The 14918-nt window shown below is 32.5% G+C and carries 18 protein-coding genes; all 18 read left to right on the top strand.

The window, feature by feature from the left end:
- Positions 1-48 precede the first annotated feature (48 nt).
- The 18 genes from IMZ30_RS09610 (at position 49) to IMZ30_RS09525 (ending at position 14871) form a co-directional block, all read left to right on the top strand.
- On the top strand, positions 49-1044 hold the full coding sequence (locus IMZ30_RS09610; protein WP_207038094.1) for a glycosyltransferase: 996 nt from the start codon (positions 49-51) through the stop codon (positions 1042-1044).
- 697 nt (positions 1045-1741) lie between these two features.
- Positions 1742-2230, top strand: coding sequence for a toxin-antitoxin system YwqK family antitoxin (locus IMZ30_RS09605; RefSeq protein ID WP_207038093.1), 489 nt, complete (start codon positions 1742-1744; stop codon positions 2228-2230).
- A gap of 129 nt (positions 2231-2359) precedes the next feature.
- Positions 2360-3412: a hypothetical protein gene (locus tag IMZ30_RS09600; protein WP_207038092.1), complete on the top strand. Its 1053-nt coding sequence runs from the start codon at positions 2360-2362 to the stop codon at positions 3410-3412.
- A gap of 93 nt (positions 3413-3505) precedes the next feature.
- The gene (locus IMZ30_RS09595; protein WP_207038091.1) at positions 3506-4258 is read left to right on the top strand and encodes a hypothetical protein; all 753 of its coding nucleotides are present in this window, start codon (positions 3506-3508) and stop codon (positions 4256-4258) included.
- Between the two features lie 464 nt (positions 4259-4722).
- Positions 4723-4863: a hypothetical protein gene (locus tag IMZ30_RS09590; protein ID WP_207038090.1), complete on the top strand. Its 141-nt coding sequence runs from the start codon at positions 4723-4725 to the stop codon at positions 4861-4863.
- 95 nt (positions 4864-4958) lie between these two features.
- Positions 4959-5807 (top strand): hypothetical protein, encoded by an 849-nt coding sequence (locus IMZ30_RS09585; protein ID WP_207038089.1) that lies wholly within the window; start codon positions 4959-4961, stop codon positions 5805-5807.
- 115 nt (positions 5808-5922) lie between these two features.
- The gene (locus IMZ30_RS09580) at positions 5923-6459 is read left to right on the top strand and encodes a hypothetical protein (protein WP_207038088.1); all 537 of its coding nucleotides are present in this window, start codon (positions 5923-5925) and stop codon (positions 6457-6459) included.
- Positions 6460-6810: 351 nt separating this feature from the next.
- Positions 6811-7179: a hypothetical protein gene (locus IMZ30_RS09575; protein ID WP_242529653.1), complete on the top strand. Its 369-nt coding sequence runs from the start codon at positions 6811-6813 to the stop codon at positions 7177-7179.
- Positions 7180-7365: 186 nt separating this feature from the next.
- Positions 7366-7962: a hypothetical protein gene (locus IMZ30_RS09570; protein WP_207038086.1), complete on the top strand. Its 597-nt coding sequence runs from the start codon at positions 7366-7368 to the stop codon at positions 7960-7962.
- Positions 7963-8192: 230 nt separating this feature from the next.
- The gene (locus IMZ30_RS09565) at positions 8193-8834 is read left to right on the top strand and encodes a DUF4919 domain-containing protein (protein WP_207038085.1); all 642 of its coding nucleotides are present in this window, start codon (positions 8193-8195) and stop codon (positions 8832-8834) included.
- Positions 8835-9554: 720 nt separating this feature from the next.
- Positions 9555-10115, top strand: a complete 561-nt coding sequence (locus IMZ30_RS09560; RefSeq protein ID WP_207038084.1) for a hypothetical protein — start codon at positions 9555-9557, stop codon at positions 10113-10115.
- Positions 10116-11189: 1074 nt separating this feature from the next.
- Positions 11190-11504 carry a hypothetical protein gene (locus tag IMZ30_RS09555; protein ID WP_207038083.1) on the top strand — a complete coding sequence of 105 codons (315 nt, stop codon included), beginning with the start codon at positions 11190-11192 and terminating at the stop codon, positions 11502-11504.
- Positions 11505-11803: 299 nt separating this feature from the next.
- Positions 11804-12262, top strand: coding sequence for a hypothetical protein (locus tag IMZ30_RS09550; protein ID WP_207038082.1), 459 nt, complete (start codon positions 11804-11806; stop codon positions 12260-12262).
- Positions 12263-12479: 217 nt separating this feature from the next.
- Positions 12480-12824: a type II toxin-antitoxin system RelE/ParE family toxin gene (locus IMZ30_RS09545; RefSeq protein ID WP_207038081.1), complete on the top strand. Its 345-nt coding sequence runs from the start codon at positions 12480-12482 to the stop codon at positions 12822-12824.
- Positions 12824-13141, top strand: a complete 318-nt coding sequence (locus IMZ30_RS09540) for a helix-turn-helix domain-containing protein (RefSeq protein ID WP_207038080.1) — start codon at positions 12824-12826, stop codon at positions 13139-13141. The genes IMZ30_RS09545 and IMZ30_RS09540 overlap by 1 nt, the downstream gene beginning before the upstream one ends.
- A 165-nt stretch (positions 13142-13306) precedes the next feature.
- Positions 13307-14116, top strand: a complete 810-nt coding sequence (locus IMZ30_RS09535; protein WP_207038079.1) for a hypothetical protein — start codon at positions 13307-13309, stop codon at positions 14114-14116.
- Positions 14117-14330: 214 nt separating this feature from the next.
- The gene (locus IMZ30_RS09530; RefSeq protein WP_410523991.1) at positions 14331-14579 is read left to right on the top strand and encodes a type II toxin-antitoxin system ParD family antitoxin; all 249 of its coding nucleotides are present in this window, start codon (positions 14331-14333) and stop codon (positions 14577-14579) included.
- A complete protein-coding gene (locus IMZ30_RS09525; protein WP_207038077.1) occupies positions 14572-14871 on the top strand; it encodes a type II toxin-antitoxin system RelE/ParE family toxin in 300 nt (99 codons plus the stop codon). Before IMZ30_RS09530 ends, IMZ30_RS09525 begins: the two co-directional genes overlap by 8 nt.
- Positions 14872-14918: the final 47 nt, after the last annotated feature.

Raw genomic sequence — 14918 nt, 5'->3', positions numbered from 1 at the left:
AACCGTTGTGTATAATTTAATAATGGCATAAAAAAGACTAACAAAAAAATGAACATTCTAATAGTTGAAAACTCAATAATACCTTTTAAACATTACGGTGGAACTCAAAGAGTTATTTGGTATTTAGGAAAGGAATTGTATAAATTAGGTCATAAAGTGACATATTTAGTTAAAAAAGGTTCAAAATGTGATTTCGGAAAAATTATTTTTATAAATAATGACAAAGAATTATACGAACAAATACCAAATTATATTGATATTGTGCATTTTAATAACCAACCCGCCGATTTATATAAAATAGATAAACCGTATATTATTACTATGCATGGTAATTTAAACAATAATAACAGTTTAGATTACAATACTGTTTTTGTATCTAAGAATCATGCTGAAAGATACAATTCTAACTCATTTGTTTATAATGGATTAGACTGGAATGATTACTCAAAACCTAATTTTAATAAAAAAAACTGTTATCATTTTTTAGGAAAAGCTTCATGGGGTGTTAAAAACTTAAAAGGATCAATTCAAATTATAAAGGGACTAGAAAATAATAAATTACTTGTTTTGGGTGGTAAACGTTTTAGTGAAAGGGTTCTTAAAATGGGTCCAGCATATTTTTTATCTACCAAAGTAGATTTTAAAGGAATGGTTGGTGGAAAGGAAAAAGAGAATTATCTAAATATGTCCAAAGGTTTAATATTTCCCGTATTATGGCATGAACCATTTGGATTAGCTATAATTGAAAGTCTATTTTATGGTTGCCCAGTATTCGGAACGCCTTATGGATCTTTACCCGAATTAATAAATAACGAGGTAGGATTCTTAAGTACTAAGAAAAAAGAAATTAAAAATAGAATCAAGGATACAGGGCTGTTCAATAATAAATATTGTCATGAATACGCATTAGAAAATTTTAATAGTAAAAATATGGCCAAAAAATATTTAGAAAAATATAGTGTAGTTTTAAATGGTGAAAAATTAAATCTAAATAAACCAGAATTAAAAAACATACAGAATCAAAAATATCTGAAATTTGAATAGCAAAACTATACACAACAATGGCTATGGTTCATTGCTTCGGATTTTCTTCCGAAAATCCAAACATTTTTACTATCTTCGTTTTACGGCGGAAAATCCTCGCGGATTTTCACGCAACGAAACCATAGCCGAACCGTTACATGCAAGCTAAGACGAAAAAAATTGCTAAATCATAAAGTAGTTTCTGATGATTTTACCAGCAATACGTGAAATATGAAAATTGGATTTTTAATGTCAAAATGATAATTTAAATCTTAATAGAATCAAACGATTATTTTACTCAAAATCTAAATATGAATCTTTGAAAACAAATGACTAAAATCGTGTTCTGAATATTTGATTTGAAACTCTAATATCTGCACTGCTTTACTCATTTGTTGAATAAATTAGGTTGAGCGTTAAGTTGCTAAATGGAAATGATAGGTTTATTGGAATTTTCTGAATTTTATCACTCAAACTCTGAATTTTCTCTTTCTTGAAAACAAATGGAAACCATCAGCGCTGAAAAAATGACTAAATTAACATCGGAAAAAATAATAGCAAATCGAATAAAGCCAGCATGTAACAACGGCTATAATGCATTGCGGTTTGGAATTTTCTATGGAAAATTCCAGTTAAAAGTGTAATTTCGTTTTCAAGCGGAATAATCCTAACGGATGATTCCGCAACGACATCATAGCCAAGACCGTTGTAAAACATTATGAAAAAAAAATACGTAATATTATTAATGATTTTGTGTTCAACAATATCATTTAGTCAAGTAAAAAAAGAAGCTGTCGAAGTAATTGTCGGAGCGGAAAAAGAAATCATACCTAAAATTGGAGATACTATTAACGAATATTATTCTGATAACCAAACACTAAAAAAGAAGAAATTCCGAAATGAAAATACATTCACTGTAAAAGAATATAACGAAAATGGTAATATTTATAAATCAACGGATTTCCCTCTTGAAAATCTTAAATTTAAAACTCTGACTAAATATAACTCAAGTGGTAACGTTATTTTGATTGCAAATTATGATAATGGAATCGTGACTGGTTTTTTTCAAAAATTTCATGACAACGGAAACAAAAAGCAAGTCGGAAATTATGACAGAATGAGAAAAATTGGTGAATGGAAATATTTTGATGAGAATGGTAACTTAGAAAAAACAGAAAGATACGAAAACGGAAAACTAGTGGATTAGAATAACGTTTTACAACACTGCATATCGCTCATTGCGGATTTTGTGGCTGAAGTCGAAGGTTTGGGTTTTTCTGGGTATTAAAATCTATAATTAAAAAAATAATCGCTAATTTTCCCGCAACGAAGCGTTATGCGGAAACGTTGGCAGCAATTTGAAAACAACCTGATGAGACAGATTTTTATCACAGCAATTCTTTCCTTGACAATTATGTTGTCTTGCGGATCAGGTGAATCAAACCAAACTGAAAAGTCGACCGAGTTAAATCCCACTGACACTTTAACTGAACATGTTCTTCCTGACGAAATTGAAATAAGCATAGATACTTTAAAGATTTCAATGAACGGCCGATTAAGAAAAGTTGCACTGTTCAAAGACAATTTTTACTGCATGTTTGAATCAGGTAGAGAGAACACTTCAAAGTCTTTTAAGAAAATGATTGTGGTTGATAAGGAAGGTGACTTTATCGAAGACGTCTTCATTCCAGAAGGTATTCAAGACATGAACTACTATGATATTGTGATTGAAAATGACAGCCTTTTCTTAAAAAGAACACAGTTTGATGAAGAAACCTTCCTTTTAGGAAAGTACGTTGCAGACTTCAAACAAATCGAAAGAAGGAATTTTAGTATGTATCAAGACAATTCCTACAAAGTTTTCGCAACTTGTAATGGTGAATGGGGAGGAACCATTTTCTTTAAAGACTTGCAAACAAAGGAAGTTTATGAAGCTTCCTCAACATGTCCGATTGTGCTAAATAAAATAGATGGCGACTATTATGTAACGAACTATATGGGACACATGATGGGATTTGCAAGTGTTTTGAAAATAACTGACCCAAGAAAACTTCATAAATCGGAACTCAATTTTGACACCCAGCAGGGAAGTCAATATCATGATGGAGTGGAAACGCTTTTGGATACAATGGAATTTTATATGCCAACTTCTTTTGTTGCGAATGGAAATTTACGCCACCTCTATTCAGACGAAAATGGAACATACATTGGGAAAATAGAAAATGGCAGAGTCATTCCGATTTACAAGTTTGATTTTACGTTTTATGCTCATTTCAATCAACAAGACAATAATGGTCGACAGATACTGAGTTTGAATATTCCTGAATCCGAAGACAAAGGAGTTTTGGTCATTGACAAAGGCAAATTGAATTTTTATATAATGAATTGAAAAATAAAAAACTGCTGCCAACAATGGCTAAAAAATCATAGCTGCCCTTCGGGACAGCAACGCTTTTTAGCCTAACCGTTGTAGCACATTTGAATGAACTTTACGATAAACATAAAATCATTACTCATACTGACCATAATGTTCATATTATTTACAGTAATTGGAACAGTAAGTCACGAATATGGACACATTGCTGTTGCAAAATATTTTGGTTATGAAACCAGCTTACATTACGGAAGTATGAACTATTATCCAAAGGGTTATTTACAAGACGAAGATTTAGAAGCTTATAAGAAACTAACTAGAGAATATTGGAACTCAGAATACGAATCGTGGCCTGATGACGTAAAAGAGAAAGCAGTAGAATATCAGAATATTTTACAAAAAAGATATTGGGATGAAAAATCAAATAAAAGTCTTTACGTAAGCATTGGTGGTCCTTTACAAACAATTCTAACAGGGATTCTTGGACTAATAATATTGTTTGTACGTAGGAAAAATATTCAAAATAAAGGTTTCAAGTTAATCGATTGGCTCGCTGTTTTCCTTGGTCTTTTTTGGCTGAGAGAAATATTTAACCTTGTTCATTCATTAGGTAGTGAGATAATATCACCAAATGGTAGATGGTTCGGTGGCGATGAATATTACATATCAAAAGGCTTGAACCTTTGGTCAGGAACAATCCCAATAATTTTAGGCGTTACGGGATTACTAGTATCAATTTACATTGTATTTAAAATTGTCCCAAAGAACTTACGTTTGACTTTTATACTAAGCGGACTGATTGGCGGAATATCAGGATTTATATTATGGATGAATATAATCGGACCAAGGGTCTTACCATAATGAATAAGAAAAAACGTGCTACAACAATGTATATAAAAAATAGGCGAAATAGTAATAAATTCAATGCTTTTGGCTCGTATTAAAGTTTGTATTTAACTGAAAGATCCGTGCTTCGAAATCGCCTACTTTTCATATACTAACCGTTACTTTCAATTGCGCCGATAAACTTGCGTAGAATAGAATTCTTTAAAATCATATTTTTAGTTTCGCTTCAACTGAATGAAACGCGACACGTTGAAAATGACTGAATTTTAGCTTGCCAAAGGTATTTGATTATATGAATTTGTGAGTTTTCCAAAATTTTAGCTGAATGAAAAACAACACGCTGAATGAATTTGATTTTCTGATTTGACTTAAGTAGTTGATTTAATCTAATGTTATTTCAAAATCAAAATTACGGCTGAATTATAAATATTACGGAAAAACTTGGGTGGATTAAAATCATGAAAATAAAATCAAAACTGATGAAAAACGAAATCACTGAAAACTCGACCGCTGTAAATGAAAGTGGAAAAGTATTTCGTTCTTACTCAGACGTGGCGCAAAAGAAAAGTAACAATGCATATAATTCATGGCGATTGAAAGATATAACCAGAACATTTTAGTATTTTTAGGAACTTAAATATTTAACCGAAAGGCGAGCGGATTTTAAGTCGCCACAAATCATATGCTAGACCGTTGGCGTGCATGCAAACAAATAATGAACAGAGTTGACAAAATATGGACAGACTTGAAAGACTTGACAACAGACGCTCAAGTTTTAAGCTATTGGGATAACCGACAAATAAGAATTTTGGAAATCCTTAAAACTGCTGACTCGAATTTTGAAACGGCAATCAATATCATTCACAGACTTGCAAAATCACTCAATGACAGAGAAAAGTATTCTGCTGTTTATTACTTGTACAAAGCAGGATTTCAGCCGATAGAAAAAAAGCTCAATCAATCGGACAACTTAAATGAAGTTAAATTTGAACTTGGTCGTGGACTTCATCACAATAGAAAATATGACTACTCTAAGCGACTGTTTAATGAATTAGCATCTACGGACTTTGAAACGAGTAGAATTGACGGATGGTGGAATCAAACAGCTTTTGCAAGTACAAGAGACAGAATTTGGATAAAAACAGATGTACTTCCAGCAATCGGAAGATTTTCGATTATGGTTGCCTATATGGTGATAGCCATTAAAACAGTAGAATTCCTAATCTCAACGACAATTTTCATAATCCTATTTGAACTTTATGAGACTTGGTGGTATCAATATCGAGTTACGAGCTACTTGAAAGAATATGAAGACTTACCTGAGATATCTGACATTAAAAGGAACATCAAGCAAAAGATATTGATTGAGCTTGGAATTTCACTTTTGTTTTATCCAATTTATCTTTTAAAACAAGAATGGTTACTTCCATTGGTTTTCATTATCGCAATTTATTTTCAGGTTTTCCACTACGGACTGAACCTTTATTATTTACCGAAACTGATTGGAGAATTAAATAGAAAAAAGCACGACACGCCAACATCGGCTATAGCAAATGCGGGCTAAAGTGCTAATATGAAAGTAATTACACAAAATAAACTAACTGCAAAACGGACAAGTAAGTGCCTTGAAATCCCGCACTTGCCATAGCCGAGAACCGTTACCTGCAAGCTGAAAAACAATGCTAACATACATTATAATTGGAATTGGGATTTTGGGTTTGATTTTTTTAATAAAGTCTAACAGACCGAATCCGAAACCAAAATCTGAACTTAATAGAAAACCAGATGACTACGTTCCAACTTCAGAACTGATAAGAAGAACTGAAGAACGAATTGCCTCTTCAAAAGCGCTACTTGCGGAAATTCGAGCGAATGAAGGAAACGAAACAGTACTTGAAAATACAGAATCGGAATTGGAATCGGAAACTGGAATTTATGAAGAATACGAAATAACAGGAGTTCACATCGCAAGCAGAAAAAATTACATCCTAAATTATTGTGCGGAATATGACGAGTTGGAATTAAAATACGAAAAAAATAATAAATTTTCGGACAGAGCAATCGAAGTGAAACACGATGGAAAGAAAATTGGATATATTTCGGAATCGGACGTAGAAGAAGTTCACGGAATTATCAAAAATGCGTTTACATCACATATTGCGGAAATTGAATATGATGGTTCATATTTAACTGTCCAAATTGGAATAGAAAATTAGAACGGAAATAAAAGCCAGCAGGTAACAATGGCTATAATTCATTGCGGCTGAATTCCTAATCGGAATTCATCGCAATTTTGCTATCTTTCGGCTACGGCGGAAAGAATCCTGCGAATTTTTCCGCAACGAAATCATAGCCGAGACCGTTGTGCGGCAGCTAAAAAAACAGACACTTGAGAATTAATAATGGGATTCGGATTTAATTTATTCATCATATTCATTCTAGTCCCATTGACAGGAATTCTATTGATAGCTTGGCTTCTATCGAGAAAACTTTGGATTGGAAAAATACTAGGATTTATTTGGTTTGGAATTTTGGGACTTGCACTACTCTCAGGAATCGTTCAATGGTTGACTTCAAAGACAGAATTGGACAAGGAAGATTACTATGGCGAATATGTTATTAATCGGGACTATTTCAAAGGCGAACAGACTGATTGGCAATACAACCATTTTCGTTTTGAAATAACTGACGAAGACTCAATTTTCTTCTATGTGACTGACAAAGAGAAAATATTGAAAACTTATCGTGGGACGATTAAAACAACTACACCTTACAGTTCTGCTCGATTGATAATTGAAATGGATCAACCGACACACCATATTATGACAAGTAATCCGACAACATACAGAAGTGCGTGGGACTTCTATATAGTTTTTAAGTCGCCAAAATTTTACAACGTATTTTTCGAAAAAGGAAAATGGAAGCTGATAGAATGAAAAAGAAAAAGCCGACCGCACAACAACAGCTATACGTAATGCGGGTTTTAGTGCTAAATTTAAAGTAAATGAATATTAACAAACATATCGGTAGGCGGACAGTGAAGTGCTCTTTAATCCCGCACTACGCATAGCCAAACCGTTAGGCACAAGTAAAAAATGATACGAAAATTAACTTGCATAATATTGCTGACAGTAACTTGGTCTTGTAGTCAATCAGCAGATAAAAAGGAAAAAGTAGAGCAACCTGTACAAACAAAATCTGAATCAACAGATAATGAAAGTTCAGAAGCGTTGGACTTCGACTACCAGAAGTTTGAGATAAAAAACGGACAACTTGGGGAAATTAAAGTTGGAATGACGATATCAGAAGCAGAACAAAGATTCGAAGGACTTAGAAAAGAAGTTGGTCAAGCTACAAGTTATGGATTTGGTGGTGGAAGTCCCGCTTATTTGTATTATGACAAGGATGACTTAGCATTTGGTCTGATACCGACACTTGGTACAGACACCCTTTTAATCATAATTGCAGCTTCACCTAAATTAAAAACAACAAATGAACTCAATCCAAATTCAACTATAAAAAATATTTCAGATAAGTATCCCAATATAAAAGTCAATCAAGACTTAATGAATGGGTGGGAGTATATTTCTGATACAACTAATAATTGGGGTTTTGTATTTATGACTGAAGAAAAAACAGTTGGAGACTATCCTGAATTAGAAGTTCCGTCTGACTTGAAAAACTTAGATATAAAAGCAGATTGGATAACAATAAGATAAAAAAACCAGTGCCTAACAAGGTGTATAGCCAATAGGGCGATTGAAGATAGATTGAAAGTCCTGTTCTTTGAGCGGGCAACGCCAAAACAAAGTTTTGACGTTTAACAAAAAGAAAATTAAAAGTAAAAACGTTTGTTTTGGCTTAGTGGTAAAATGAAAGTGAATTGCTTCTAATCTGCCCTACTGTCCATACACAGAACGTTATGTGCAAGCTAAAAAAAATCCGAACTATGATTAAACATTGGTTTATAACCATAATACTACTCTTCAATTTTACGATTGTAATTGGACAAACGGGAATTAAGGTTCCTGAATTTGATGATGATTATAGTAAAACAGTGCAAATGCTTGAAAACGCAGAAACTGACATTGACTATAAATCATTTAGGGAAAGTTTTATAGAAAGTAAACAATTCAAAATTGCGTCTGAAAAAAGTTCTGAATTTAGGGATTTGAAAAAACAGATGTATCGCCAAATGTCTGAATCAAAATACGACAGTATTATTGCTACCACGAAAAAAATGTTGAGTATCGACTACACGAGTATGACTGCACATAAAATATTGAGACAGACTTATAAAATAGTTGGAGACTCAAAAAATGCAGAAAAATATAAAACAATTCAATTCGGACTTCTAAAGTCAATAGTCAATAATGGAGACGGAAAATCTTGTGAAAATGGTTGGCCTGTAATCCAAATATCTGAAGAGTATTTTATTTTAGATATGCTAGGAGTTGAATTAAAAACTCAAAGTATAGATGGCGGAATTTGTGACCGAATGGAAGTCGAGGATGAAAACGGAGAAACGAAAGTCTACTATTTTGAAATTAGTTACGTTTTTAAAGGAAAAGAAAAACTGAAAGAAAAATAAAGCCAGCACATAACAACGGCTATAGTTCATTACGGATGAAATTCCAAATCGGAATTTCAAGCCTTTTTACTAAATTTATGGTTACGGCGGAATGATACTCGCGTACCATTCCGTAACGAAACCATAGCCAAAACCGTTAGCAACAAGATTAGTTCAAAGAAACATTTTAGATAAAATCAAAGTTAGAGTTTCAATCAACTGAAAAATGAAAAAATAACTGATGAAAAAATTGCGTGGAAATTGAATACAAATTTCATCTAGCCCAAAATTTTGGCTAACAATCGAAAATTTGGTTAAAATTCAACTTTCGGTTGAATATGAAAACAGACAAACGTTGCGGAAGTGGATTGCGTTGAATTGAACATCCCGAAATTGATAATAAAGGGAAAATTTGTCTTCACTTCAACTTTTGGCTTAGCAAGTTAGCCGATAAACGAAACGTGAATTTGATACTCTGAAAACGAATTGAAAAAATGAATTTAGAAATGCAATTTTTACGACTGAATTACGAGTTTATAAATTAAAACTTGCTGAAATAGGGATTGAAACGATTGTGAATAGCATAGCGCAAAAATCCAGTTGCTAACAATGCATATAATTCATGGCGAATGAAAGATTTAACCAGAACATTTTAGTATTTTTAGAAAATATACAGTTTAGCCGATAGGCGTGCGGTTTTTAAGTCGCCACAAATCATATGCTAAACCGTTACCTGTAATTATGAAAAACATCCTGCTAACATTGTTACTAATTCCATTTTTGACTTATTGCCAGTCATCTAAAACATATTTGGAATTAGTTGATGGAGCTAAAACGAAGAAAAGTGCGGAACAAATTGAAAAGTTGATTATTGGAACGTGGGAATTTCAAAAATTGACAGATAAGAACGGTAAAACAATTGCGGAAGTGAAACATTACGTAAATGACTCAATCACGGCTACTGAATTTGTTTCTCGACCAAATATGCGAATTGAAAAGGACAAAACGTATGAATTATTTGGTTGCGAGAATGCGGAAAACTGTGAAAGCGGAACTTGGGAATACGACTCAGAAGCAAAAATTTTTAGAATGACTTTTCATAAACCAAAATACAACGTGCCGATTGACAAACTTGCACCTGGACTTTTGGAACAGTTAAAAAAATCTGGTTCTTTAATTGAGTTTACTAAAAACGAAATAGAAATAGCGGAAATCACTCAAAGGGAATTGAAAGTTTTTGAGTTTTTAGAAAGTGATGGAACGGAATTGAAATATAATTTAAAAGTTTATAAGAAAAAATAACTACAGGTAACAACGGCTATAGTTCATTACGGCTGAAATTCCTAATCGGAATTTCGAGCCTTTTTGCTAAATTTATGGTTACTGCGGAATGATACTCGCGTACCATTCCGTAACGAAACCATAGCCAAAACCGTTACTTTCAATTGCGCCGATAAACTTGCGTAGAATAGAATTCTTTAAAATCATATTTTTAGTTTCGCTTCAACTGAATGAAATGCGACACGTTGAAAATGACTGAATTTTAGCTTGCCAACGGTATTTGATTAAATGAATTTGTGAGTTTTCCAAAATTTTGGCTGAATGAAAAACAACACGCTGAATGAATTTGATTTTCTGATTTGACTTAAGTAGTTGATTAAATCTGATGTTATTTCGAAATCAAAATTACGGCTGAATTATAAGTATTTCGAAAAATTTAGTGATTAACATCTTGAAATTCAATTAAAAACTGATAAAAAAACAAAATTTCTGAAAACTCGACCGCTGAAAATGAAAGTGGAAAAGTGTTTCGTTCATACTCAGACGTGGCGCAAAAGAAAAGTAACAATGCATATAATTTATGGCGATTGAAAGTTTTAACCAGAACTTTTAGTATTTTTAAAAAACTTAAAGTTTAGTCGAAAGGCGAGCGGTTTTTAAGTCGCCACAAATCATATGCTAAACCGTTAGCTTTAATGTAAAAAAAACTACTTTAAAGAATAAACCGAAAAAGGTTATTTGAAAAGCAAAATTATATGAATTTTAAGCATCTTATATTTCTACTTCTATTTATTTGTAGTCCTTATTTCTGTTTTGCGAGTGGAAATGATATAATTCCTTTTTTTGATTTAGAATTTTTATTAATTATTTCTTTTGTGATTTTTTTGTTTATAATAAAGATGAATAAAAAAGCAAAAATATTTTTAACATTGACTTTTATAATTTCTAATATATTACCTCTATTAATAACATTTGATTTGCCATATTCCGAAAATATTTTACTCATCAACTTTTTCACGTTAGGTTTTCCGATTTTTACAGTATTAATATTTTATATAGTGGTAAGAAAATATCGTGCAGAATAAAAAAGATTGAATGAAAAATAATCAAATCGAAAATGTGGACTATGAAATACAAAGATGTCAGAATAAACTTGTTCGAATAAAAAAAATGATTCCACTCGGAATTTTAATCGGAATTGTATTCTCTTTACTGTTCCCATATTTGCCAGGAAGACGTGGAAGAAGACCAATGATAGAAACTTGGGAATATCAAAATGCAGTAATATTTAGTGCTATAATTTTTATCGTTGCTTATTTGATAGGTTATTTATTCAAAAAAGATAAATTAGAGAAAAAAATACGTGAATTAAAACTTAAAAGACACCTGATTGAAAAAAATGGTGAATGAAAAACACTAAAGCTAACAATGCATAACAAAAATGGCGAATTTATAGCTAAAACGAGAGTTTTGTCTATTTTTAGAAACTAAAATTTAAACCGAAAAACTTGCGTTTTTTAAGTCGCCACTTATGTTATGCAAGACCGTTAGCTACCATTATGACAAACAACACGCAAAATATCATCTTCATCATTTTATTTGTACTTGGATTCCAAAATACAAGTGGACAGGAATTGAATGAAGATTATATGTTGTTCTCAAAAATTGATAACAGAACGGAATACTTGGAATTTAAAAGCGATTCTATTGTGACACGAAAACCATACTATTGTCGCAATGGTTGCGGACTTGCCAACCTACAATCTACTAAAGCCGATACGGAAATTTATAAAGACTATCGATATACCAAACAAAACGATACGATAAGAATATATGATTTTCAAAACTCGAGTAGCGTTGATTTCAGAATGACAAATGAAAGGTTTTTTGAAAATGCTGATTTAGGAATGGTTTATGTTTTGAGAGAATTCTATGACGAATTTCCAGATGTTGCAGTAAGTTTTGAAAACGAAATTTACTGGTTGGATTCACCAAAAACGTCTAACGGAATAATCAAAAAAGACGGAAAGAAAAATCGAAAACTTGCTCGAATTATGCGTAATAAGGATACAACAAATATAAAAGCCCAAGTCTATAAAGGATACCAAGCCTTCGAAAAATTTGGATATGAATATGTATTCGGAATTATTGAAGTGAGCGAAAAATAACGGTAGCTAACAACGTGTATAGCTCATTGCGGCTGAAGTTCTTAAACCAAAGTTTGTGTTTTTTTGCTAACTTTACTGCTTATCCGAAAAACCTCGGATTTTAGCCCGCAACAAGCCATACACAATCACGTTGTGTGTAATGCGAGAAATTCGTTTTCAAAATTAATTTTGTTTACTAAAAAGGAAACTTCTATCTTTGTAACAAACTAATATCTGAATGACGGAAAAATTTAAAGTGGAGTTTTTAAAAGAAGTTTTTGAATTTCTTGATGGAATTGACAAAAAGGCTCGAAATAAAATCCTTTTTAATATAGACAGAGCTAAAGTTAAAACCGACAATACTCTCTTTAAAAAATTGACTTCGGATATTTGGGAATTTCGGACTTTGTACAACAAAAAGCAATATCGACTTTTTGCATTTTGGGACAAAACAGATAATAAATTGACCATTGTAATTGCGACTCACGGAATTGTTAAAAAAACACAGAAAACACCCAAAAAAGAAATTGACAAAGCGACCGAATTGATGAACAAATATTTTGAAAATAAAAACAAGAAGTAATGAAAACATACACACTTGACGAAGTAAAAGATAAATACCTTGGAAAAAAAGGAACAACGGAAAGAGATGCTTATGAGAACGAATTGCGACTTGACTTAATCGGAGAAGCAATCAAACAAGCTCGAAAAGAAAGAAAATTGACCCAAACGCAACTTGGAGAATTGATTGGCGTGAAAAAAGCACAAATATCGAAAATCGAAAACAATTTGACTGATGCCCGATTTGAAACAATTTTAAAAGTGTTTAGAGCTTTAAACGCGAAAATCAATTTCAACGTAGAGTTACTGAATCAGAAAATGAATTTAGCAACTGAATAAAAAAGCACTACACACAACAATGGCTATAAGTAATTGCTTATTCTCGCCTACTTCTGAAAATCCGCGAAGATTTTCAGTTTGGTGTGTACTTGCAAAGTTAAGTCTAACCCACGCAACTACTCATAGCCGAGACCGTTGTGTGCAATTTGAAACGACAACCATAAAATGATAAGAAAACAGGAGTTCACTAGACTAAGAATAGAAGTGGAACAAGCCGTAAATGAAGTTTTCGAGTTTGCAAAAAACCACGAGAAAAATCAAAATGACTACATTTTATTTCTATCTCGTTCAAAATATGAGCCCAAATACGAAAACAATGATAGAGTAACTCCTTGGTTATTGGATCATGCCCTCGATGAAATATTGGACAGAGATAGAGTAGACTTTCTTTTAGAGCATTTGAATTCTCAATATAATTTCAGAGCGATAAACACATCTGATTCCAAGTTTTCCCTGACTATGGAATTAATGATTTACACTCACCTTTGGGAATCTAAGCGAAACTTGGCAATGTTTAAAAAGCTCGCAGACCTTTGCGACTCGAAACCTTATGATTTTAATGTGAAAGTACCTAGCCGTGGTAAATACGACTTTGTAGTAAATAATATTCGGAATGTTTTTGAAAAACATCAACTTAAAATTTACGACATTATTAAATATGCCTACAGGTCGCAACTAAGAAATGCTTTTGCTCATTCAGTATATCACTTTGGACTTAATGAGACAGATATAGTGTTAGAAAATTATGATCCACCAAACAGCCCTATTGAGAGACTTCCATTTGACGAGTGGACAAAAATTTTCCTGAAATCTGCCCTCCTCCAAAATTTCATCTTCAATAAGTTCAACCAAGAAATTGAAGACCTAGAACCCCTTAAGGAGTATGAAGTGCGAATGGATTACGGAGATAGTAAATCGGTTGGAACAATAAAGTACGACTCTGAAGGAAAGAGATTTACGGGAAAAAGAAATTAAATAAAAACTGCACACAACATCGGCTATAGCAAATGCGGGCTGACTGATTGAAAATGAAGATATTACAACTAAATAAAATCACGGTAGGCGGACAAGAAAGCGGTTTCAAAATCCCGCACTTGCCATAGCCAGGACCGTTGGGTGTAATTTGAGCGAAAATCTACAAAATTTGATTTTTTACCAAAAATTGGTATATTTGATAAAAATGAATAAAATGAAAAATACATCCATATCGCTCGGAAATTATTTTGACCAGTTTGTACAAACCCAAGTTTCTGCTGGACGATACAAAAATGTAAGCGAAGTAATCAGAGCTGGACTTCGACTTTTAGAAAATGAGGAAAGTAAAGTAATTGCGTTAAGAAATGCTATTCAAGAAGGAATTGATAGCGGAATTGCTCACGATTTCGACCCAAAAAAAAATCTTGAGGATTTAAAAGCTAAACGCAAAAAGAATGGCTAAATACGAATTGACCAATAAGGCTGTAGCTGACTTAAATGGAATTTGGGAGTATACAGTTGAGAATTGGTCTGAAAATCAAGCTGACAGATATTACGATATGCTTCTTGATATTTGCCAAGATATAGCTGACAATCCAGAATTAGGAAAAACCTATGATGGAATCAAATCTGACCTTTTCGGATTAAAAGCAAATCGACACATAATATTTTATCGAAAAAGAATTGACCATCAGATTGAAATAACAAGAATTTTACACGGTCAAATGGATTTGAAAAACAGAATAAAAGAATAAAAAAAACTACACCCAACAATGGCTATAAGTAATTGCTTGTTCCCGCC

This window comes from Psychroflexus sp. ALD_RP9 (genome assembly GCF_017311165.1).
Classification (GTDB): Bacteria; Bacteroidota; Bacteroidia; order Flavobacteriales; family Flavobacteriaceae; genus Psychroflexus.
This window is presented reverse-complemented; position numbering and strand designations above follow the sequence as displayed.